The sequence below is a fragment of the Comamonas aquatilis genome (assembly GCF_965139575.1).
GTDB lineage: Bacteria > Pseudomonadota > Gammaproteobacteria > Burkholderiales > Burkholderiaceae_C > Comamonas > Comamonas aquatilis.
Window position 1 is genome coordinate 434,306 of record NZ_CBCSIW010000002.1, and the last position, 19,689, is coordinate 453,994.

The window sequence follows — 19,689 nt, forward strand, 5'->3', positions numbered from 1 at the left end:
TTGGCACAATTTCCAATTGCGCCATAATTGCGCCATTAAATAAGTGAATGCGCCACAATGACCCAAACACAAGCATCTTCAGGCGTGCAGCTCTCAACCGAAGCGCTTGCATTGCTGCAAGTGATTCAAAATGCAGGCCCACAAGGTGCATCCGTGGCGCAATTGTTGGCGCAATTGCCTGGTCTTTCGCGCCGTACGGCGCAGCGGTGGTTGGCGCAATTTGTGCAGGATGGGCGCATTGCCGCTACCGGTGTACGGCGCGGGCGGCGCTATTACAGCAAGCTGCCGAGCCCGTCTATTGCGCCCATGGGTGTTGCTGAACCAGCGGCAGGCGGCCCTCAAGCCGCGACGCAGTTGCAATTGGCCCCCGATGCGCTAGAGGTGCGGGACTATGTGCTTCAGCCCTTGGAGCTACGCAAGCCCGTCGGCTATCAGCGTGACCTGCTGGAGAGCTATCAACCCAACCAGACGTTCTATCTGCCTGCTACCGTGCGCCGCCAGTTGCATGCGCAAGGGCGAACGCTGGAGGCCGCTGCGCCTGCGGGCACCTATAGCCGGGCCGTGCTGAACCGCTTGTTGATTGATCTGTCCTGGGCGTCCAGCCATATGGAGGGCAATACCTATTCGCGCCTCGACACGCGGCATTTGATTGAAGAGGGTACGGCGGCGCAGGGCAAGGCGCGGTTTGAGACGCAGATGATCTTGAACCACAAGGCCGCGATTGAGTTGCTGGTGGACAGCGTGAGCAGCTTGGAGCCAGGCGAGCCGCTGTGGAGCCGCTACTTGCTGATGAATCTGCACGCTGCGCTGGCTGAAAACTTGCTGCCCAATCCGGCCGATGAAGGCCGCGTGCGCCAGCATGCGGTGGAGATTGCGCTGAGCGTTTACCGCCCCATCAGTGCGCCGCAAGTGCTGGATGAATTGCTGGACATGGTGCTGCTCAAGGTCAATGCGATACAGGACCCGTTTGAGCAGGCGTTTTTCATGATGGTGCATGTGCCGTACCTGCAGCCGTTTTCCGATATCAACAAACGCACGTCGCGCCTTGCGGCCAACGGGCCCTTGTTTCGGGCCAATCTATGCCCGCTGACCTTTGTGGACGTGCCAGTGGAGAGCTATGCCCAGGCGATGCTGGGCATCTACGAAATGGGCAGGGTGGAAATGCTGCGTGACTTGTTCATCTGGGCCTATGAGCGCAGCACGCAGGAGTACACGGCTATCCGTCAGAACCTGGCCGAGCCAGACCCGCTGCGCCTGACCTGGCGCAAGCTCATCAAAGAAACGGTGCATGCAGTCGTCTCCCAGCCCGGCGCAGATGCGGTGGCCCTGGTGGAGCAGGCCGTGAATGCGCCAGAGGCTGCAGTGCCTGAGGTGGATCGCGCCAATGTGCAGGCCTTGATCTTGGACGAACTGCGCCGTCTGCATGAAGGCGTTTTGGCCCGCTATGGCCTGCGGCCCAGTCAGTGGAGAGCGTGGCAGGCTGCACAGGGAATTTAGTTTTGATAGCTGCTCGTGCTTGCTATATATGCGCTAGAGGCCTATTTAATGCTTTATCGTCGACCTGGAGGCGGGCAAGCCCACAGTGCGGCTGGAGCATGTGTTGCGGGTGATTGATGGGGTGATCAACGCGCAGGGCGGGGAGCTGCAGCTGGGCGGCTTGCCTGCGGCTGAAGATCAGCGGCCAGCTTAGGCGTGGAGTCAAAAAAGGCAGCTCGTGCTGCCTTTTTGCTGGGCTATTGGGGTTGGCTCTTCTGTGAGAGCACTAGAAAGTTTGGCAGTAGCAGGCAGGCTCAACGAGTGCGCCACACATCACTGGCATCACGGGGTTTGAATGGCGCTTTGCAAACGTGCCCATTCTTCTTCCAAGGTGTTGGCGGGCAGCTGGCTGTTGCCACGCCCATACCAGTAGCGGGCGTTGCTCAGATCTCCCTCGACCCGGTGCAGATAGCCATGGATCTGGCAAGACAGTTCGTCACCGTGCTTTTGCACGATGGCATGTGCTTCTTCCCAGTGGCCGGCCTGGGCCAGGTCCAGCACTTTTTTGTGATCGCAGCGCATGTAATTTCCTTTTTATTGATTCTTGTGGGATGCGTGGGGCCGCTGTTTGCGTGCCGCCGCCAGTCAAGCTTGAGTGTTGTGGTGTCTCGAATGAAGAGCCTGCAGAGAACATTCCGGCCTTGCTCCACGGCGGAATGTTCTCAATGGGGTATCAACCCGCAGCAGCGGGTTTCAAACCAAGGCTCAGGCCTTCTTCAAGAACTCTGACTTCAGAATGAACGGGCCTTGGTCGGTCTTGCAATCCACGTCGTGGTCGCCGTTGTCATAGACGAGGCGAATGCCTTTGATCTTGGTGCCCTTCTTGATGACGGTGGACGAGCCTTTGACCTTCAAGTCCTTGACCAGCAGCACGCTGTCGCCATCGGCCAGCGGCGCGCCGTTGGCGTCTTTGATGACGCGCGGGCCGTTGTCTTCGTCATCGGCAGGCGCGCTGGCAGACCATTCGTGGGCGCAGTCGGGGCAGATCAGTTGGTCGCCGTCGGGGTAGGTGTTGTCCAGGCCGCATTGTGGGCAAGAGGGTAGGGTGGAATGGCTCAAGGAATCGCTTTCGTTCAAATGCTCTGAAGAGAAGGGCGCAAGGTTACCGTCTGGGCAGTAGTGGCCTGGCGAGGTGCGGATTGCATGCACCACGCGCGCATCTTCGGCGGCAGCCGCGCGGCACAGAGGCTGCGTCATGTGCCGTGTGGCTTGTCCAGACAGGTCAAAAGTCGCTCTGGCTATCTACTTGCAATTTTGATAGCTGTTCGCGCTTGATAGTCGGGCGATAGCGGCTGTTTTGGTTAAAACTATTCGTACTTGCAGTCCGCGCGGCAGTCATCGGGGCTGATGCCTCTGGCCTGCAGCGGCACGACCGCACTCAGATGAATCGCAAGTTTGATAGCGGTCAGCGATTGATGCATAAGCGCTTGAGGCCATTTTTTTATGGATTTCTGACGCAAAAAGACCAACGGCAAGCGCATTGTCTGCACCTGCCGTTGGTCTTTTTTACTTATCTGCTCTTGCTGTCAGGCGCTCTCCAGCGCTCTGAGTCTTATCAAGCGCGCTGGGCCTTAGCCTTGCGAAGGGTGGCCAGCATCAGCACGATGACGGAGAGGACCAGCATGCCAAGCACCAGATAGATGCTGTAGTGCTTGTTGCCCGTGTACTGGGTCAGCAGGCCGGCCAGCATGGGGCTGGCAGCCGAGCCGAGGTTGCCCAGGCTGCTGATGAGGGCGATGCCGCCAGCGGCTACGGCGGGCGACAGGTAGTCACTGACCAGTGCAAAGAACAGAGGGGGCAGGGCGGCCAGACCGACGAGGGTAAAGGCCAGGGAGATCAGCGAGCCTTCCAGGTGGCCGTGCATCTGCAGCGTGACGACGAGGCCGATGATGGCCAGGCCGGTGGCGATGAAGAAGTGCCAGCGACGTTCGCGGAATTTGTCCGAGCTGGCACCGAAGGCGATCATGCCGAACAGGCCTGCGATAAAGGGCAGGGCGGAATACACGCCCACGTGCAGCACGTCCTGCACGCCCAGGCCCTGAATCACGGTGGGCATCCAGAAGACAAACAGGTAGGTGGCGCCGTGCATCATGAAATATGCGAGCGACAGGAAGTAGACCTTGGGGTCGCGCAGCAGCAGGCTCAGAGGGGTTTTGTGGCCGTGGCTGCCCTTATGGGCACCGTGGTGACCGCCGCCACCGTGGCTGGTGTCGTTGTCGATGTTGTGCTGCAGGCGGGCTTTTTCCGCATCGCTCAGCCATTTGGCGTCCGCTGGCTTGTCTTGCAGGTAGAAGTAGAGGATCAGACCCAGGATACAGGCGGGAGGGCCTTGAATCAGGAACAGCCATTGCCAGCCGTGCAGGCCGTCGATGCCGTTCATGTACTTGAGGATGGCGCCGCACAGGGGGCCGGCCACCACGGCCATGCCCATGACGGCGGATAGAAAGATGGAGATCACGCGGCCGCGGCGGGCCGAGGGGTACCAGTAGGTGAAGTACAGGATGACGCCCGGGAAGAAGCCGGCCTCAAACGCACCCAGCAGAAAGCGCGCCACGTAGAACTGCATGGGCGTGGTCACCCAGGCCATGGCGGTTGCGATGATGCCCCAGATGACCATGATGCGCATCAGAGTCTTGCGGGTGCCGATTTTCTCCAGCAGCAGGTTGCTGGGTACTTCGAACAGAAAGTAGCCGATAAAGAACAGACCGGCGCCAAAGCCATAGGCCGCAGTGCCAAAGTCCAGAGTCTGCTTCATCTGGATTTGCGCATAGCCGATGTTGATGCGGTCGAGGTAGGCGACCATGTAGCAAAGCAGCAGCAGGGGCAGCAGACGCCAGCTGACCTTGGAGTACAGCGCATTGTCTGCATCGACATCCGCAGTGGCTTGCCTGGGCTTGATGCCCTGGGTGATTGTTGCGCTTGGGTTCATCGCAGTCTTAGCTCATGTTGTTGTATGTGGTTCAACTCGAGACAGTCCTGATCGTCTGTCGACGCCTGTGCTGGCGGTCCCGGTCGGCATGCCAGGGCTTGAAGGCCTGGGCTGATGGGCTGGGTAGAGCGGGGCGCTAGCGAGGGTGGATTTCTGCCCCTTGGCCCCTTGCTGCCATGGCGTCGTTCTTGACGGCTGCCCCAAGCTGCGCCAATGGGCTGGCGGTGATCTTGCCTCTACCGCGACTGCCACCGCTGGCCAGTGCGCGTTTGTCTTCCAGTTTCAAATTCATTTCGTATTTCCGCCATTCGTCGCCAGAACCTGGGCGGCGAGCCACTCATTGGCGTACAGCCATAGAGCGCTTGCCAAGCTGTGCTTGCAGGTTCGGGGCCAATGTAGGTTGCGGATACGCCACGGGCTTGACGCATCATGAACAATGATTGACATATAGCGACACCAAGGGTAAGCCCTAGCCCTGGTTTTGAGCCGTGAAAAGAGGCTGTATTTCGGCGGCTGCGGCCGGATTGCATAGGGGAACTTGTCCTCTGAGGCCCGCTTTGAAGCCGGCTGCCGGGCGGTTGATGGCAATCGAGCTTGGCACCTTATCCGCAGCGCTTCAGGCTGCAAGCATGGTGCGAGTCTTTCATTTTTGGATGTTTCACTGCTTTGATAGCAGGCAATTCAGCAGCAGTCTGATGGCTGAGCGGGCGGCAGATGTGTATTTGCAGTGGCAGCTGTGGTTAAGATGTACGCAGGCAGTCCGATAAGCGCTGGCATTTTTGCTACGCAATTCGTGTCACTGAGCCTGCTCTGGGTTTGAACTTCCAGTAGCGCCCATCAGCGCACGTCCATGTGGCGGCACTCCACAATTCACCAAGAAAGGTCGCATATGTCCCGTACTCTTACCGACACCGTTTCCTCCGCTCAAGACGATCTGGAAAAGCTGGTCAGCGATCTGCGCGGTCTGCTGTCTTCGCGAGATCTGGACAAGGTCCCTGAGATCAGCGTGCTGCGTCAGCGTCTGGACGATGGCATGTCTCATGCCCGCGAATCGGCCGTGCGCGCTGCGCAGGAAGCCGCTCGTCAGGCACGCGATGCCGCCGATGCTGCAGACCGCTACGCCCATGACGAACCTTGGCGCGTTGCAGGCGCGGCTCTGGCTGTTGGTGCTCTGGTCGGCTTTATGCTGGGTCGCCGTTAATTGACCACGCAGCAGACAAATTGCCTGTGAACTGGAATTCACTGTTAGGTCTGGATGCCTTGACGGCGCGTTGGCGCGCAGTGGCCATCGAAACGGCCATTGCCGCCGAAGACCGCGTCGATCTGGCGCGGCTGGAGTGGCGAGAGCACAAGCGCAGCCTGCAGACCTTGCTGATCCTGGTGGTGGCACTGGGCGGCTTGACGGTGGTGGCGCTGGTGATCCTGTCCCTGGCCCTGGTGGTGCAGTTTTGGGATACCCCCCATCGCGCCACTGTGGCCTGGTGCCTGGGCGGTGGCTGGACGCTGATCTGGGCCCTGGCCCTTTGGCGTTTGCTGGCTGTCGTGCGTCAGCTGTCCAAGCCTTTTGCCTTGACTCGCAATGAGCTCAAGACCGACTGGCAAGCTCTCAAAGTGAAGCTCTAGCATGACAGATGCCGTGCCAACATCCTCCACGCAGCCCGCTCCAGCCGGGCCGCCTGCGGGCGTGAATCTCGCCCTGTGGGAGCAAGCGACCGTTGATCAGCAAAAAGTGCTGCGCCGCATCGCGGTGCAGCGCGGGCGGCTGCGTGCGCGTGCATCGGCCCGGGCGCAAGCCCTGGCGCTGCGTGATTCGCAGTCGGCCGATCACGTGCGCGCCGATGCGCCGCTGACCGAGCGCTTGATGACTTTTGCCCGTTTGCATCCTGTGGCCGTGGCGGTTGCCGCTGCTGCAGCCTTGGCCGTAGGGCCGCGCAAGCTGTTTCGCCTGGGCAGCGTGATTTTGCCCTGGGTCATACGGCTGCAGCAAAAACGGCGCGAGCCATAAAGCAGCGCTGATACAGCGCTAGCCTCAACAAAACAGCCCGTGCAACTTGCGTTGCCGGGCTGTTTTTCTGTGGGCTTTGAAAGTCGATCAGCGCATATTCGCAATGGCCTGCGCAGATTCACTCACCAGTTCGGGGCCGCGATAGATCAGGCCGCTGTATATCTGCACCACATCGGCGCCGGCGCGGATTTTGCTTACGGCATCTGCGCCGCTCATGATGCCGCCCACGCCAATGATGGGGAAGCGGCTGCCCAGAGCCGAACGCAGCTGGCGGATGACCTGGTTGCTGGCTTCCAGCACGGGAGCGCCCGAGAGTCCGCCGGTTTCCTCTGCATGCTGCAAACCCTTGACGGCTTCGCGGCTGATGGTGGTGTTGGTGGCGATGACGCCGTCCATGCCATGGCGCTGCAAGGTGGCGGCGATGACGCCGACCTGTTCTTCGTCCAGATCGGGGGCAATCTTCACAAACACCGGCGTGCGCTTGCCGTGTTGGGTGGCCAACTGCTCGCGGCGCTCGGCAACGGCGCCCAGCAGTGCGTCCAGCGCTTCATCGCTTTGCAAAGCGCGCAGATTCTTGGTGTTGGGCGAGCTGATGTTCACGGTCACGTAGTCGGCGTGAGGATAGACACCGTCCAGGGCCTTCAGATAGTCGCTGGTGGCTTCTTCAATCGGGGTGGTGGCGTTCTTGCCGATATTGAGGCCCAGCAACATGGGGGCGCCGCTGGCGCGGACCTGGGAGCGACGCACATTGGCCAGGAAGGCATCCAGACCTTCGTTGTTGAAGCCCAGGCGGTTGATCAAGGCCTTTTTTTCCGGGATGCGGAACATGCGCGGCTTGGGATTGCCGGGCTGGGGGCGAGGCGTGACGGTGCCCACTTCCACAAAGCCGAAACCCATGGCGGCCAGCGCATCGATGCAGCGGGCGTTCTTGTCCAGGCCTGCGGCCATGCCCACACGGTTGGGAAACTTCAGACCCGCCAGCTCGATGGGGTCGCTGATCAGTGGGCGCTCCCAGGCTTTTTGCAGCAAGGTGTTCTGACCCTTGGCCATGAAATTCATGGTGAAGTCGTGAGCGGCTTCGGGGTCCATGCCGAAAAGAAGTGGACGGGTCAGGGAGTAAGGAATAAGAGACATGAGGATAATCGCAGGATTCTCTGGATTTTCCCTCATGACGACACCTGTTGCTTCCCTTTCTCAAGATGAACTGAAAACTTTGGTCGGACAAGCCGCGCTGAAATACGTGGTGGCCGGCTCTATTGTGGGCGTGGGCACGGGCTCCACGGTCAACAAGTTCATCGATGAACTTGCCACCATCAAGGATCAGATTCCAGGCGCTGTCTCCAGCTCCGTGGCCAGCACCGAGCGCCTGAAGGCGCTGGGCATCAAGGTGTTCGATGCCAACGAAGTGGACAGCCTGGCCGTCTACATCGACGGTGCTGACGAGATTGACGGCAAAGGCCACATGGTCAAGGGCGGCGGCGCTGCGTTGACTCGCGAGAAGATTGTGGCAGCTCTGGCTGAGCGCTTTGTCTGCATTGCCGATGAGTCCAAGCGCGTGGATGTGCTGGGCAACTTTCCTCTGCCCGTGGAAGTGATTCCCATGGCTGCAGCTCAGATTGCTCGCCGCTTCGAAGCCATGGGTGGCAATGCGCAGATCCGCATGAAGGACGGCGGGCCCCTGGTAACCGACAACGGCCAGCATATTCTGGATGTTCGCAATCTGAAGATTGCCGATCCGCTGGCGTTTGAGTCCGACGTCAACCAGTGGCCAGGCGTGGTAACGGTGGGTGTCTTTGCTCACCAGAAAGCTGCCGTGTGCCTGCTGGGCACGGCGCAAGGCGTGCAGACGCTGGAATACTAAAAACAGCGTCTCCAGGCTTGTTTCCTGGCTTGATTGAAAAAGCCCTGTCAGTGAACTTCACCGACAGGGTTTTTTATCTTATTTCTAATGAAACCAGGCTATAGCCATTGCTGAACAAGCGAAAGCAGCTATTTAACTGATAGCGACTTCCGGTAGGTCGGCGGGCTTGGTGCGCGCCAATTTCATCACCTCGTGCGGGGGCAGGGTCTTGAGGCGGTGGTCGCTCCAGGTCTGGCGCCAGCGGCGGGCACCGGGCAGACCGTTGCGCAGGCCCAGCATGTGGCGGGCAATGGAGTACCAGTGCGTGCCATGCTCGCGGGCTTCACGCTCCATATAGAGCACCATCTGCTCTTCCACGCTTTCGCGCGTGCGCTCCTTGCTGTCGTCGCCATAGAACAGCGCATCCCAGGAGGCCAGCCACCAGGGGTTGTGATAGGCCTCACGGCCCACCATCACGCCATCGACCTGCTGCAACTGCTCCAGCACGGTGTCATCGGACTTGATGCCGCCATTGACGGCAATCGTGAGCTGGGGGAAGTCTTTTTTGAGCTGACTGACCATCTCATAACGCAGCGGCGGAATCTCGCGGTTCTCCTTGGGCGACAGGCCTTTGAGCCAGGCGTTGCGGGCATGGACGATAAACACCTCGCAGCCTGCATCGGCCACCGTGCCTACGAAATCGCGCACAAAGTCATAGCTCTCGATCTTGTCGATGCCGATGCGGTGCTTGACGGTGACGGGCACGTCCACCACATCCACCATGGCCTTGACGCAATCGGCGACCAGACTGGCTTCGTTCATCAAACAGGCACCAAACGAGCCGCGCTGCACGCGTTCGCTGGGGCAGCCGCAGTTGAGGTTGATCTCGTCATAGCCCCATTGCGCACCCAGACGGGCGCTTTGCGCCAGATCGGCAGGCTCGCTGCCGCCCAGTTGCAGGGCAACAGGGTGCTCGCTAGGATCAAAACGCAGATGGCGCGGAACATCGCCATGGATCAGGGCACCGGTGGTCACCATCTCGGTGTAGAGCAAGGTGTGCTGGCTGAGCAGGCGGTGCAGATAACGGCAGTGCCTGTCGGTCCAATCCATCATAGGGGCCACCGACATACGCCACATGTTGCTATCTAGTTGTTTTTTAACGATTTGTTCGGTGCTCATACTATGAAAAGTGCCTTGTGGTGCACTAAAATTTGACCTTGTTTTACCCCGTTTTGCCGGGTTTTTTGATGCTGAATGCTACATTGGTGCACCACGAATTTCATGGAGCACTGATGGGGACCATCACCTTGAGAAAGAGTGCCAAGGGCGTTGTAGCGTTCCGGGCTCAGATCCGCCTGAAAGAAGACGGAGAGCTGACTCACTCAGAGTCCAAGACATTCACGCGGCGTGCCCTTGCGCAGGAATGGTTGCGCCGCCGCGAATCGGAAATCGAGGAGGCTCAGGCCACTGGCCAGCCTGTGCAAGGACTCGTCACTCTTAAGCAGATACTTGAGGATTATGTCAGTGATGCAAAAGGCATCGTGGCATGGGGGCGGTCCAAGACTGCCGATATCGCCCGTCTCCAGAAAGCCAAGCTGGCGCACCGTGATGCCCGGCATCTGCGTGCCATTGACTTCGTTGATTACGCAAGGTGGCGGCGTACCGAAGAGGAGGCAGGCCCGGCCACAGTACTCAATGACATCGTCTGGTTGCGCCAGGCCTGCTTGGGGGCTGTCACTCGCTATGGCATGAACAAGCTGGTACAGGAGCTTGATGCAGCCAAGCAAGAGCTGCTGCGGCTGAAGGTCATAGCCAAGCCACGCCGCCGCATACGCCGCCTGAAGCCTGAGGAAGAGACTGCTCTCAGGGAGTACTTTGGCAAGCAAGAGGTTCGGGCGAAGGTCCCCATGCTGCAGATCATGGAGTTTGCGCTGCTGACTGCGCGGCGCCAGGAGGAGATCACCACGCTCAAGGTCGCTGACGTGGACTTTGAGAGTCGCGTGGGCTGGCTAGACGATGTGAAGCACCCCAAGCTCAAGACAGGTAATCGCCGCTGTTTTCGGATGCTGGAGCCTGCGTTGGAACTAATCAAGCGACGTATCGATTCAGGGCAGGCTGACGGGTTTGTCTTTCCCTATAACCATCGCAGCATTAGCTCCAGCTTCACGCGAGCGTGCAAGCTTTTGAACATCCCGGATCTGCGTTTTCATGACTTACGACATGAGTTCTCCCAACATTGAGAGTGTTTCTTAAAATAGACCTTATTCTATACAACGCATTGGACTGAACGCATCAACGTAGAGTGTTGCGCAAAGCAGCGCCCCCTCATCGGAAGATGATGTTAGTGCCAAGCGGCGCTGTTGCATAAGAGTGGCTAACACCACTTCGTCTGAAGACCCACCCAAAGCAGTTATGTTCGCTGCCCTCATGGCACGACGACCCGTAAGCAAAGAACTGTGGCGACAGCTACAACCCCTAATCCCAGCCTTCGAGTCTTCTGCCAAAGGCGGTGCGCGCAAGGTCGCAGTGAGCGATGAGGCTGCCCTCAACGGCATCTTGTTTGTGCTGGAAACAGGCATTCCATGGGAAGATCTTCCCCAATCCCTTGGATACGTCAGCGGCATGACTTGCTGGCGGCGCTTGCGTGACTGGAATGCCAGCGGCGTCTGGCAGAAATTGCATCTGGCTATGCTGGCGCGGCTGCGTGAGCATGACCAGATTGATTGGGGCCGGGCCAGCATTGATGGCTCCTCGGTACCAAGCCCCCTGGGGGGGCGGGAAACAGGCCCCAATCCCACAGACAGAGGCAAGCTCGGCTCCAAGCGACACATCGTTGTAGATGGCAGAGGCATCCCGTTGGTGATCCTCGTCAGCGGTGCGAAAAGGCACGACTCCAAGATGTTTGAGAATTGCGTGGATGCGATTCCTGCGGTTGCAGGCCTGGCAGGGCGACCCCGTAAAAGGCCAGCAAAACTGCACGCCGACAAAGGCTATGACTGCAAGCGTTGCCGCCAGCACTTGAGGCAGCGAGGCATTGTAAGCCGGATTGGCAGGCGGGGGATTGAAAGCAGCGAGCGGCTGGGCAAGCACCGCTGGGTGGTGGAGCGGACGCACGGATGGTTGCAGGCTTTGGCAAGCTACGAATCCGCTTTGAACGACGGCTGGATATCCACGAAGCGTTGCCGAAGTTGGCGGCAGCGATCATCTGTGCGCGCTTCGTGGACCGGTGGTGTTAGCCGCTCTAAATGCTGCTAGAAGCGAACTACCCCAAAAACCTAGCCGTGGCTATGCCACGGCTGCCGTCTGAGGACGACCCAGTTCTGTAAATCGATTCAGTATAGCTGCCCGGATATGCAGCTCATTAACCTAGTGTTCAAAGGTTCGAGACATCACTCACTCACCCAATCTCTTGATGCAGTGGACTGCCTCTTCGCGGTATTCACATGTAAACAGCTCAACTGTCAGCATCAGTGCTAAGCCGAAGGTGAGCCGTCGAACTCAGCGAGTTGAACTCTTCCGTAACAAGTTCAGTGCAGCTTGGAGATGGCCGTGGAGTGAGCGATCCGTGTCCCGTCTTTGGAGACCACGAGCGGTGCTGTGATCGGCTTTCCATGGCACATAAGAAAGCCATAGCTCTTATCCCATTCCTATATGTTCAGCCGTTGAGGCTTCCAAACGACGCACAAACTCTGTCATTGGCATCTCAAGTGCTTGGCACCACAGCATGAGTTCTACGACGTCAAGGCGGCGAACTCCGCGTTCAACTTTGCTTACCAAGCTTTGATCTTCTTGGAGCCGCAAGGCAAGCTCAACCTGGGTCAAGCCGGCATCTAAGCGGCTTTGGGTGAGTAATTCAAGGAAGGCCTTATTGCCCTTTGAATAAAGCGTCTTGTACATGCAGGTCTCAAAAAAGAGACCCGACTGTGTTGTTGCGTTATGAATATGCGAAAATCGCCTATTGACATTCACAGATCGACTGCGATCAGAAGGGTGAGTGTCCAGGTAAAGCCAATGTTTCTCACTCATTCAGACAACAAACACCCTCTCTCTAACATTTACGCAGGAACCGGGATGGCGGTGTGGACTGCTATTGAGATCGAGCTGCGGCATGCCTTGTACCTCGTCGAGGTTTCGCAGGCGGCCGAGCACGACAGTGAATGCACAATGATTCGCACCGTAATGTTGTCTCGTAGCGATGATGCGCTAGGTCTCTATCAGCAGAGCGCCGTAGATGGCATAACTCCAAAGTCCATATCTCTAATGTTTCCGGTGGAGAGTGAACATGGTGGTGCCGCTTGGTGCATCGACAGGCTGACGGAAGTTTGGGAGGCGGATGAACCCGCCGATGCAGGAATCCAGGCCAAGATTTTTGCAAAAGCCAACGGCGGCTATTTTGTGGATTCCTTGTTTCGTACTTCGCTTGACCAATTAACAAATTGGCGCCCAATTTCTAAACTATCACCGCCGATGAGTGCGTAAGGCTGCGTGACAGCTTGATGGTGCTGCATCACACGGTCAGGACACTCGATAGCAATGAATTCCGTAGCTCACCCTTTGGTTGGCTGCTTAAATACGGCTCATTTTTTGAGCCGTATTTGCTATATTGCGGCTCATGATCAAAAATCCCAAATGGATTTGGCAGCGTTCTGAGTGGCCGAGATTTGCCTATAACAGTACGTTGGTTGCTCCTGCGGTGGCTGAAGCCCATTGGATGCACGGCATGCTGGAAGGAAAGTCGCAAGCCATAGGATTTGAGAGTTTCCAACAGATTGCGTTGGATGCACTCGTCGATGAGGTCATCTCTACGGCTGCCATCGAAGGGGTGCGATTTCCGCGAGAGCTTGTGCATTCCTCGGTGGTGCGCAAGCATGAATTCACCTCGCGCAGGACGGATAGCCGAAACGTCGATGGTTTAGTTGACGTTATTGACGATGCCATATCTCATGCAGATCAGCCGTTGGACGCTGACCGACTGTGTCGCTGGCAGTCTGCGTTATTCCCAGGAGAAGTTTCCTGCACCCAAAAGTGGGTGCTTGGACGCTTCAGGGATGGCCACGGGCGCATGCGGATAGTGAGCAGCAAACATGGACAAGAGGTTGTTCACTATGAAGCTCCTCCATCATCGGAAGTACCCAACGAGATCGCGCGCTTTCTGAAATGGTTTGACGATACGAAACCAGCCCAAACGCAACGCCAAGGCTTGTACGTTGACGGCTTTGTGCGAGCAGCAATTGCTCATCTCTGGTTCGAATGCATCCACCCATTTGAAGACGGAAATGGTCGAGTTGGACGGGCCATTGTGAGCATGGCTCTGGCTCAGAGTTTGCGGGAGACAACCGGGCTGTACAGTCTGTCATGCCAGTTGTTCACTGCAAGGAGCGAATATTACGGCGCCTTGAATTCAGCCCAGCGTGGAGCCATAGAAGTGAGTGACTGGGTGAAGTGGTTCATAGGCCAAAGCACCAAGGCGTGTGCCATTGCAATCAAGAACATCGACCAAGTTATTGAAAAGCGTCGCTTCTGGGAAAGAGCCCAAGAAAGCGCTCTGAACGAGCGTCAGAAGCGAGTGCTTCATCTCTTGCTAGATACAGCGAGTCGCACAGCCCCTGATGGCTTAAACGCTGAAAAATACATGGCACTAACAGGCGTATCTAAAGCTACAGCAACGCGAGATCTTTCCGCGTTGGTGAATTCAGGGCAACTCTTTACCCTCGGCGCTGGCAAAGCCCGTCGATACCACTTGACTGTGCATGAGAGGTGCAGAAAGCTGTCTCTAGGATCTGGGGCAGTTTTCTAGGGTCGAGTTGACTCATAGGATGTCGATTACCGGATAGTCCTTGCGATCCTTATTTTTGGGATCCCGTGCAGCTGCGTTGAAACGTTTTTTCTCCTCAGGAGTAACGGTCTTAGCTTTGCCACGAAACACAACTATCGGGCGATTAGCTTTGGTCGGAGCGGCGTGCATGCTCTCAACCTGGTCCAAATCCGCAGGAGTTAAGGGATCAATGTGACCCGAAGCCCCGGTTAGCTGAGCTAGCCGGTACAGAAGACTCTGGCGAATATCAGCCTGTTGGGTGGTCAATTTTTTAGAGGCCATTCCTATCCACCTAAATGCCAAGAGCACAGAAATATTCTATCAACCGACTGCAAGATGAGGGTCAACTCGCCCTTTAGCAGAACTCCGCTCAGTGTTGTCACCGAAAGGAATCAACCTTTGCTGCGCTTGGAATATTGACTGTCTAAGGCTGGTTTGCAGCGATTTCTGCAGCTCATGTCGGCTGCCCGAACTGCCTGCTCCAGCCAGATAGCAGCCATTCCAAGTACATCGTTAAGAAACCCTCACAGGCTGGTTTCTGGTGGGTAGCGGACAGCAGTCAAGATGGGGCCGAATGTCCGCTCTCACGGGATATGAAGTGGCGTTATCGACCGGTTGAATTCGCCACCCGTTGCTGTCGTTCGAGCTACTACTGCAATATCTGATGTGCAGCGGTTGCGGTCAGTCATTCGCGGCTGTCGACTTCACGGTGTTGGCCGCATCTCGGTCATTGAGGCGCCCAGCCATATATGACTTGGCTGCATTCGTCCCGTGCTGCTGACACAGCTAAGCCAGTCAATCAAACCTCGGTCACGACCGCACACTGACAAGTCCTCGCTCGGCGGGTTAACCGCCGCCGCGTCCTTGGGCAAGCGTCAGCGCTCCCTCAAGTTCCAACCTGTACTTTGTTTAGCCCCGTCGGGAGACGCGCCGGCGCTGACAGGGGCATCGCCGTCATCGCTACGGCGGGTCAGGCAAGGGGCCCTGCTGGCGCTGCACCCGAGGATCGCCCCGAGGTAACAGGTCGCAGCAAACGCAAGCATAAAAATAGGATCATTTAACTCGTTGATTTAGTTGAATTTTCTAGAAATGAAACTTCATCAATATTGTCAACAACGCTCGTAAGTCGTTGATTTAAAAAGAGAAATTCAGGTATTGCATTTTTTTATTGATCATCTAAAATAGATCTATATTCCACTCCGGGAGACACAATATGTACGAAGCATCGTTTGAAGCACTGGCAGCGGTCGCGCCGCAATCCGAATTCAGCGGGTTGTTCGACGTGGATGTGAAGACGCTGTCCAGTGCTGCGCTGGCCCGCTTGGTCGAAGAGGTTCGCCACGACGACCCGATGGTTGGCAGGGCCTATGACCGCACGCACAACCGCCACAACCGCTGATCAGTTTATGCGCATCGACACCGTGTTAGTGAAGGTGGCCAGTAGGTGCAACATCAATTGCACCTACTGCTACGTTTACAACATGGGCGACGACGGGTGGCAGGACATGCCTGCCCTCATTTCCCGCGAGACCATTACCGCGCTCGCAGATGCCATCAAGGAATTTGCTAGCCAGCAGGACCAGCTCTTCGCCACAGTGCTCCATGGTGGCGAGCCGTTGATGATGGGTGCCAGACGCCTTGAGTTCTTGCTGACCGCCTTGCGGGACAGCTTGCCCGCGCGCTACCCCATCAGCATGCAGACCAATGGCATGCTGTTGACGCCAGAGATTGCGGACCTGTGCTCGCGCTTCAAGGTATCGGTCTCTGTGAGCCTCGACGGGCCGAAGCCTGTGAACGACCGGTTTCGCTTAGGCAAAAAGGGGGAGAGCACGCACGACAGCGTCGTTGCCGGCATCAATGTCCTGCGAAGCCATTCCGACTCAGAGTTCCTCTATGCAGGGTTGCTGTCAGTCATCGACCCAGTTTGCGACCCGAAGGCAGTCTACGAGTACTTCAAGGAACTAGGCGCTCCGTCGATTGACTTCCTTTACAGGGACGGCAATCACAGCAATATGCCGTACGGCAAGGAGTCATTCGAGTCAAGCGAGTACGGGGACTGGCTGAGCTGCCTGCTGGATGTCTATCTAGCCGACCCGAATCCTCCGCGCGTTCGCTTCCTGGATGACATCATCAAGCTGTCACTCGGTGGCCACGGCATCAAAGAAGGCCTGGGCGATGCTGAGTACGGCATCGCCATCGTCGAGACCGATGGCACGATCAGCAAGAACGACACGTTGAAGAGCTCCTTCAACGGTGCCGACAAGTTCACCGAGGCCTGGTCGGTCAAGGCAAGCAAGTTGGCTGATGTTTTTGGGTCTGTTGAGTTCAAGATGTACCACGACCTGCAGCGGCCGACCTCCGCAACCTGCAAAGCCTGCCCTTACCTCCGAGTCTGTGGCGGCGGCATGCCGCTGCACCGCTGGAGGAGCGGAGCCGAGTACGACAACCCTTCTGTCTACTGCAATGACCAGAAGGCGCTGATATCCAAAGTGGCCTCACGGCTGCAGAACGAGGGATTGAAAATTGATCCTCGCATCGCAATCCAAAGCGCTTGAGCTCTCGCCTTTTCGCTACGGCCTGATTGCAGGATGCATGGAGCCGACCCTAGCGAGCTCCATGCTTGAGTGGCTGGAAGATGGCGCTCCTTGGAAGCTTCGAGTCGCAGACTTCTACGAGCAGCACGAGTTCAGCTTTGACGACGCCGTGCTTCCAGCCTCGCTGGCAGAGGCCTTCTCGTCCGACGCACTGGATGAGTTGCGCCAGCACATGGAGAGCCGCTTTGGTGTCGAGCTTTCAGCGCGGATCGACATCACCGCACACCGGCTGACGCATGGGCAGCGCATCAAAATTCACAACGACTTCATCCCTGGGGAAGAGTCGCATCGGCTCCTGATTCAGCTCAATCGTGGTTGGGAGGACGCAAACGGAGGGCTGCTCTGCTTCTTCAACAGCAATGACCCCTCGGATGTGCATCGCATCCTTCGTCCAGTGCACAACACCGGAGTCGTGTTCGAGATCTCTCAAGCCTCCCTGCACGCGGTGACGCCTATCCAAGCAGGCGACCGGTATACGCTAGTGCTCTCATTTTTCCCCCGTGCGAAGTGCTCACAGTCCGCGAACACGTCGAGCTCTGCCTAAGAGCCCCTACTGAGCCGTTGTGGTGGCCGGGTCTCGCTGAACGACTCATGCGGGAATCGGGGATGCGTTCGGAGGGGTACTCAACCTCTCAGTGGATTGCCTCGGTGCCCCCCTCGAAGGTCTGGCAAGTCACCTCCAAAGGCGCCGCTGAGCTCAACCTCTCCGTCGAGTTGCTCGCGCCGCTTGCCGCCCAAAAACTGGCATCAAAGGGCGCGTCCTTTGCTGACGAGGCCACGATTGCCACCGAAGGGCTTGCAGGCCTAGAGAGAGCGCTTAGCCTGCTTCAGCAAGTGCTTTCGTTGCAGGCGACGGTCGGCGCCCTCGCCAAGAGCGTCCACATCTTGGAGGTATCTGAGCCGGGGTATGACGTGAGCTACAGCGACCCGCTCATCCCGTTCTCGGTGTTTCTCAACGTCTCTAAAGGTCGATTTGCGGACCTTCGCACAACCGAAGCTCTAGTGCACGAAGCGATGCACCTACAGCTGTCGCTGATTGAGCGGTTTGTTCCCATCGCAAAGGTTGACCAAGGCCTTCACTACTCGCCTTGGAAGGATTCCCAGCGTCCTGTCTCGGGCCTGATGCATGCTTTGTACGTATTCCGGGTCATCGATCAATGGCTCGCTCTGCTTCCCAAGACCTCTCAAGAGGCCGCGGATTACGCAGAAAAGCGGCACAAGGAAATCGGCGAAGAAGTCGGGCAACTCGACCCTGCCTCGCTTGTCGACCACCTGACAGCAGAGGGGCAACAGTTCCTAAGCCGGCTGCTGGCCTAACGGTATTTGGCCCTGGACCTGTCGACTAAGCATGAAGCGCTCCAACCGTTCTGAGCCAGCCGGTGCCGAAGGTGGAGTTCGACCGAATCAGCCTCGTCAACTTTCGGGCCGATGATGACCTTCGAACCCGCCTCGCGAAACAGCAAAGCGCTCGTTTCCACATAGAGCTTCTCGTAGGGTTTATCACTCGGCCTGAAAGTTTTGATCTCGGGGTCGCCAAGCGTCCTTGCCTCGATCGCCCGAACCTCCTTCTCATCTGCGTATTGGGCGTCTTTGTAAAGGTACAGAAGGTCGCTCATCACAGCTATGGCGACTTCTCGGAGCCGTCTCGCGCGGTCTGGTCCGGTGTGTTTGATGATTTCCGCTAGTGGCCTGAGGGCCTTTTCAAGCTCGCCAAGCGTGCTAGCTACCTGATCGTCTTGGTATCGAACCAAATACAGGGCCAACTTTGCTGCGGCACGTCTAGTCTTCGCCCACGGCCCCCTAAGCATCCCATCTCCGGACTCTGCTTCGAACACCGCCATCGGGCTGACAATGCTGAACCCAGTTCCGTTGCGTCCGTAGAACCTCCACAGGTTCAGACTGTCGGGCTGAAGAGAAAAGCACGCAGCGCGCCAGCACGCCGTCCAGCACATCCTGCACATGGGCGGGCGTGAAGACCTGGCCCTTGAATTCGCCATAGCTGGTGTGGTTGGAGAACTGCACCGTATGCACGGCCACGGGTTCTATGCCCAGCAGCTGCAGCGGCAGCATGGCGGCGTCATTGCCCACGGCCGGATTGCCAGCATGTTGCAGAACCAGGCGAACGGCCAGCGCTGGCGCTTTGTCGTCGATCAAACGGCGGAGGGCTTGCCGCCGGTGATGGAGCTGGCCTGGTATGGACCGTTCGGCAAGGAGCTGGATGCCGGTCAGCCCCTCATTCCCACCTGGGCCAATGGTGTGGCGCTGAGTCCCGGTCAGCGCTGGCGCTTTACGGTACGCATCAAGCGCCCCCATGGGGCGCGCAACCCTCATTTTTGACTATGAGCTGCGGGCCTGGGAGCAGGGCGTGCAGGCCACGGGCTATGTGCGCGATCAGCCTGCGCCACAGCTTCTGGCCGTGACTGCGCAATACCCGCTGCAGCGCTGGCGGCAGTGGCTGCGTGACCGCATTCAGGCTCTGTCAACGCTGCTGCAACTATGGTTGAGCGGTGCCAATGCCGAGCGTGGCCAGGCGGCACTGGGTGTGGTGGCCGCTCTGGCCGTGGGCGATCAGCAGGCGATTGAGCGCAAGGACTGGACGCTGTTTCGCCAGACGGGCGTGGCGCATCTGATGATGCATTTCGCTGGTTATGGGTCGTTCATAACGGTTAGTTGAACGTGAAACACAAGCGTCCCTATAGAGTTTTCTGGTTCAGCAGATAACGACGTGCGTCTTCATGCACTCGGCTATCTAGAAAAAGCTGGTCGATTCACAGCAGGCCGACTCAGTTGAGAAATTACCTATGCCTGATTGTTGATTTCCACCCAGAAGTGACCCACTAGCCCCCGGTGGGGATGCGGACAAAAACTTGGACTACCAGGAGGTAGTTCATGTACTCATACGCAGACAGGATTCGTGCAGTTGAGCTTTATATCAAGCTTGGCTTGCGTGTCAGAGCCACGATTCGCCAG

23 protein-coding genes and 1 pseudogene are annotated in these 19,689 nt (G+C 57.7%); 15 read left to right on the top strand and 9 right to left on the bottom strand.

The window, feature by feature from the left end; translation table 11 throughout:
• Nucleotides 1–57 precede the first annotated feature (57 nt).
• Entirely contained in the window at nt 58–1,497 is a 1,440-nt protein-coding gene (locus ACNAZA_RS04900; RefSeq protein WP_415795321.1) for a Fic family protein, read from the top strand.
• Nucleotides 1,498–1,818: 321 nt separating this feature from the next.
• Here the strand turns inward: ACNAZA_RS04900 and ACNAZA_RS04905 are convergent, their stop codons facing one another.
• From ACNAZA_RS04905 to ACNAZA_RS04915, 3 genes are all read right to left on the bottom strand, one after another.
• Nucleotides 1,819–2,058, bottom strand: a complete 240-nt coding sequence (locus ACNAZA_RS04905; RefSeq protein WP_415795322.1) for a hypothetical protein — start codon at nt 2,056–2,058, stop codon at nt 1,819–1,821.
• Nucleotides 2,059–2,241: 183 nt separating this feature from the next.
• Nucleotides 2,242–2,595 carry a zinc ribbon domain-containing protein YjdM gene (locus tag ACNAZA_RS04910; RefSeq protein ID WP_415795361.1) on the bottom strand — a complete coding sequence of 118 codons (354 nt, stop codon included), beginning with the start codon at nt 2,593–2,595 and terminating at the stop codon, nt 2,242–2,244.
• 496 nt (nt 2,596–3,091) lie between these two features.
• Nucleotides 3,092–4,465, bottom strand: coding sequence for an MFS transporter (locus ACNAZA_RS04915; protein WP_415795323.1), 1,374 nt, complete (start codon nt 4,463–4,465; stop codon nt 3,092–3,094).
• A gap of 889 nt (nt 4,466–5,354) precedes the next feature.
• Here ACNAZA_RS04915 and ACNAZA_RS04920 point away from each other — a divergent pair.
• From ACNAZA_RS04920 to ACNAZA_RS04930, 3 genes are read left to right on the top strand one after another with little or no spacing between them, the layout of a single operon-like run.
• The gene (locus ACNAZA_RS04920) at nt 5,355–5,666 is read left to right on the top strand and encodes a DUF883 domain-containing protein (RefSeq protein WP_415795324.1); all 312 of its coding nucleotides are present in this window, start codon (nt 5,355–5,357) and stop codon (nt 5,664–5,666) included.
• Nucleotides 5,667–5,692: 26 nt separating this feature from the next.
• Nucleotides 5,693–6,088, top strand: a complete 396-nt coding sequence (locus ACNAZA_RS04925) for a phage holin family protein (RefSeq protein ID WP_120971044.1) — start codon at nt 5,693–5,695, stop codon at nt 6,086–6,088.
• Nucleotides 6,089–6,101: 13 nt separating this feature from the next.
• The gene (locus tag ACNAZA_RS04930) at nt 6,102–6,470 is read left to right on the top strand and encodes a hypothetical protein (protein ID WP_415795325.1); all 369 of its coding nucleotides are present in this window, start codon (nt 6,102–6,104) and stop codon (nt 6,468–6,470) included.
• A gap of 87 nt (nt 6,471–6,557) precedes the next feature.
• On the opposite strand, the gene ACNAZA_RS04935 is transcribed toward ACNAZA_RS04930, so the two are convergent.
• Nucleotides 6,558–7,604 carry a quinone-dependent dihydroorotate dehydrogenase gene (locus ACNAZA_RS04935; protein WP_415795326.1) on the bottom strand — a complete coding sequence of 349 codons (1,047 nt, stop codon included), beginning with the start codon at nt 7,602–7,604 and terminating at the stop codon, nt 6,558–6,560.
• Between the two features lie 34 nt (nt 7,605–7,638).
• On the opposite strand from ACNAZA_RS04935, the gene rpiA reads away from it, so the two are divergent.
• Nucleotides 7,639–8,331, top strand: a complete 693-nt coding sequence (rpiA, locus tag ACNAZA_RS04940) for a ribose-5-phosphate isomerase RpiA (protein ID WP_415795327.1) — start codon at nt 7,639–7,641, stop codon at nt 8,329–8,331.
• Nucleotides 8,332–8,463: 132 nt separating this feature from the next.
• Here rpiA and dusA read toward each other — a convergent pair whose 3' ends face one another.
• On the bottom strand, nt 8,464–9,489 hold the full coding sequence (gene dusA / locus ACNAZA_RS04945) for a tRNA dihydrouridine(20/20a) synthase DusA (RefSeq protein ID WP_415795328.1): 1,026 nt from the start codon (nt 9,487–9,489) through the stop codon (nt 8,464–8,466).
• Nucleotides 9,490–9,602: 113 nt separating this feature from the next.
• Here dusA and ACNAZA_RS04950 point away from each other — a divergent pair, with 113 nt between their 5' ends.
• Together ACNAZA_RS04950 and ACNAZA_RS04955 are read left to right on the top strand one after the other, a co-directional pair.
• Nucleotides 9,603–10,550, top strand: coding sequence for a tyrosine-type recombinase/integrase (locus ACNAZA_RS04950; RefSeq protein ID WP_415795329.1), 948 nt, complete (start codon nt 9,603–9,605; stop codon nt 10,548–10,550).
• Nucleotides 10,551–10,737: 187 nt separating this feature from the next.
• A protein-coding gene (locus ACNAZA_RS04955; protein WP_415795362.1) for an IS5 family transposase occupies nt 10,738–11,546 on the top strand; the annotation gives its coding sequence in 2 pieces (ribosomal slippage) (nt 10,738–11,431 and nt 11,431–11,546; 810 coding nt in all).
• A 49-nt stretch (nt 11,547–11,595) separates the two neighbouring features.
• Here ACNAZA_RS04955 and ACNAZA_RS04960 read toward each other — a convergent pair.
• Nucleotides 11,596–11,742, bottom strand: a pseudogene (locus ACNAZA_RS04960) (IS5/IS1182 family transposase); the annotation flags it as partial.
• A gap of 204 nt (nt 11,743–11,946) precedes the next feature.
• Nucleotides 11,947–12,207 (bottom strand): helix-turn-helix domain-containing protein, encoded by a 261-nt coding sequence (locus ACNAZA_RS04965; protein ID WP_415795330.1) that lies wholly within the window; start codon nt 12,205–12,207, stop codon nt 11,947–11,949.
• Between the two features lie 114 nt (nt 12,208–12,321).
• On the opposite strand from ACNAZA_RS04965, the gene ACNAZA_RS04970 reads away from it, so the two are divergent.
• A complete protein-coding gene (locus ACNAZA_RS04970) occupies nt 12,322–12,789 on the top strand; it encodes a hypothetical protein (protein ID WP_415795331.1) in 468 nt (155 codons plus the stop codon).
• 133 nt (nt 12,790–12,922) lie between these two features.
• Nucleotides 12,923–14,107, top strand: coding sequence for a Fic family protein (locus ACNAZA_RS04975; RefSeq protein ID WP_415795332.1), 1,185 nt, complete (start codon nt 12,923–12,925; stop codon nt 14,105–14,107).
• Between the two features lie 12 nt (nt 14,108–14,119).
• Here the strand turns inward: ACNAZA_RS04975 and ACNAZA_RS04980 are convergent, their stop codons facing one another.
• On the bottom strand, nt 14,120–14,407 hold the full coding sequence (locus ACNAZA_RS04980; protein WP_415795333.1) for a hypothetical protein: 288 nt from the start codon (nt 14,405–14,407) through the stop codon (nt 14,120–14,122).
• Between the two features lie 931 nt (nt 14,408–15,338).
• Here ACNAZA_RS04980 and yhhA point away from each other — a divergent pair.
• The 4 genes from yhhA to ACNAZA_RS05000 all read left to right on the top strand — a co-directional run bounded on the left by yhhA (nt 15,339) and on the right by ACNAZA_RS05000 (nt 18,036).
• Nucleotides 15,339–15,524: a YhhA family cyclophane-containing RiPP gene (gene yhhA, locus ACNAZA_RS04985; protein WP_415795334.1), complete on the top strand. Its 186-nt coding sequence runs from the start codon at nt 15,339–15,341 to the stop codon at nt 15,522–15,524.
• The gene (gene yhhB / locus ACNAZA_RS04990) at nt 15,493–16,680 is read left to right on the top strand and encodes a cyclophane-forming radical SAM/SPASM peptide maturase YhhB (protein ID WP_415795335.1); all 1,188 of its coding nucleotides are present in this window, start codon (nt 15,493–15,495) and stop codon (nt 16,678–16,680) included. The genes yhhA and yhhB overlap by 32 nt, the downstream gene beginning before the upstream one ends.
• Entirely contained in the window at nt 16,649–17,263 is a 615-nt protein-coding gene (gene yhhC / locus ACNAZA_RS04995) for a cyclophane-containing peptide 2OG-Fe(II) oxygenase YhhC (RefSeq protein WP_415795336.1), read from the top strand. Before yhhB ends, yhhC begins: the two co-directional genes overlap by 32 nt.
• A 104-nt stretch (nt 17,264–17,367) precedes the next feature.
• A complete protein-coding gene (locus ACNAZA_RS05000) occupies nt 17,368–18,036 on the top strand; it encodes an aKG-HExxH-type peptide beta-hydroxylase (RefSeq protein WP_415795337.1) in 669 nt (222 codons plus the stop codon).
• On the opposite strand, the gene ACNAZA_RS05005 is transcribed toward ACNAZA_RS05000, so the two are convergent.
• Nucleotides 18,033–18,716 (bottom strand): DUF2971 domain-containing protein, encoded by a 684-nt coding sequence (locus ACNAZA_RS05005; RefSeq protein WP_415795338.1) that lies wholly within the window; start codon nt 18,714–18,716, stop codon nt 18,033–18,035. The genes ACNAZA_RS05000 and ACNAZA_RS05005 overlap by 4 nt on opposite strands.
• On the opposite strand from ACNAZA_RS05005, the gene ACNAZA_RS05010 reads away from it, so the two are divergent.
• Both ACNAZA_RS05010 and ACNAZA_RS05015 read left to right on the top strand, forming a co-directional pair.
• A complete protein-coding gene (locus ACNAZA_RS05010) occupies nt 18,679–19,056 on the top strand; it encodes a DUF4131 domain-containing protein (RefSeq protein WP_415795339.1) in 378 nt (125 codons plus the stop codon). The genes ACNAZA_RS05005 and ACNAZA_RS05010 overlap by 38 nt on opposite strands.
• Nucleotides 19,031–19,393, top strand: a complete 363-nt coding sequence (locus tag ACNAZA_RS05015; protein ID WP_415795340.1) for a hypothetical protein — start codon at nt 19,031–19,033, stop codon at nt 19,391–19,393. Before ACNAZA_RS05010 ends, ACNAZA_RS05015 begins: the two co-directional genes overlap by 26 nt.
• Nucleotides 19,394–19,689: the final 296 nt, after the last annotated feature.

Coding starts and splice junctions, on each gene's coding strand:
- ACNAZA_RS04900 (WP_415795321.1), top strand. CDS start 58: ATGACCCAAACACAAGCATCTTCAGGCGTGCAGCTCTCAACCGAAGCG.
- ACNAZA_RS04905 (WP_415795322.1), bottom strand. CDS start 2,058: ATGCGCTGCGATCACAAAAAAGTGCTGGACCTGGCCCAGGCCGGCCAC.
- ACNAZA_RS04915 (WP_415795323.1), bottom strand. CDS start 4,465: ATGAACCCAAGCGCAACAATCACCCAGGGCATCAAGCCCAGGCAAGCC.
- ACNAZA_RS04920 (WP_415795324.1), top strand. CDS start 5,355: ATGTCCCGTACTCTTACCGACACCGTTTCCTCCGCTCAAGACGATCTG.
- ACNAZA_RS04935 (WP_415795326.1), bottom strand. CDS start 7,604: ATGTCTCTTATTCCTTACTCCCTGACCCGTCCACTTCTTTTCGGCATG.
- rpiA (WP_415795327.1), top strand. CDS start 7,639: ATGACGACACCTGTTGCTTCCCTTTCTCAAGATGAACTGAAAACTTTG.
- dusA (WP_415795328.1), bottom strand. CDS start 9,489: ATGAGCACCGAACAAATCGTTAAAAAACAACTAGATAGCAACATGTGG.
- ACNAZA_RS04950 (WP_415795329.1), top strand. CDS start 9,603: ATGGGGACCATCACCTTGAGAAAGAGTGCCAAGGGCGTTGTAGCGTTC.
- ACNAZA_RS04965 (WP_415795330.1), bottom strand. CDS start 12,207: ATGTACAAGACGCTTTATTCAAAGGGCAATAAGGCCTTCCTTGAATTA.
- ACNAZA_RS04970 (WP_415795331.1), top strand. CDS start 12,322: ATGTTTCTCACTCATTCAGACAACAAACACCCTCTCTCTAACATTTAC.
- ACNAZA_RS04975 (WP_415795332.1), top strand. CDS start 12,923: ATGATCAAAAATCCCAAATGGATTTGGCAGCGTTCTGAGTGGCCGAGA.
- ACNAZA_RS04980 (WP_415795333.1), bottom strand. CDS start 14,407: ATGGCCTCTAAAAAATTGACCACCCAACAGGCTGATATTCGCCAGAGT.
- yhhA (WP_415795334.1), top strand. CDS start 15,339: ATGTACGAAGCATCGTTTGAAGCACTGGCAGCGGTCGCGCCGCAATCC.
- yhhB (WP_415795335.1), top strand. CDS start 15,493: ATGACCGCACGCACAACCGCCACAACCGCTGATCAGTTTATGCGCATC.
- ACNAZA_RS05010 (WP_415795339.1), top strand. CDS start 18,679: ATGGGCGGGCGTGAAGACCTGGCCCTTGAATTCGCCATAGCTGGTGTG.
- ACNAZA_RS05005 (WP_415795338.1), bottom strand. CDS start 18,716: ATGGCGAATTCAAGGGCCAGGTCTTCACGCCCGCCCATGTGCAGGATG.
- ACNAZA_RS05015 (WP_415795340.1), top strand. CDS start 19,031: ATGGGGCGCGCAACCCTCATTTTTGACTATGAGCTGCGGGCCTGGGAG.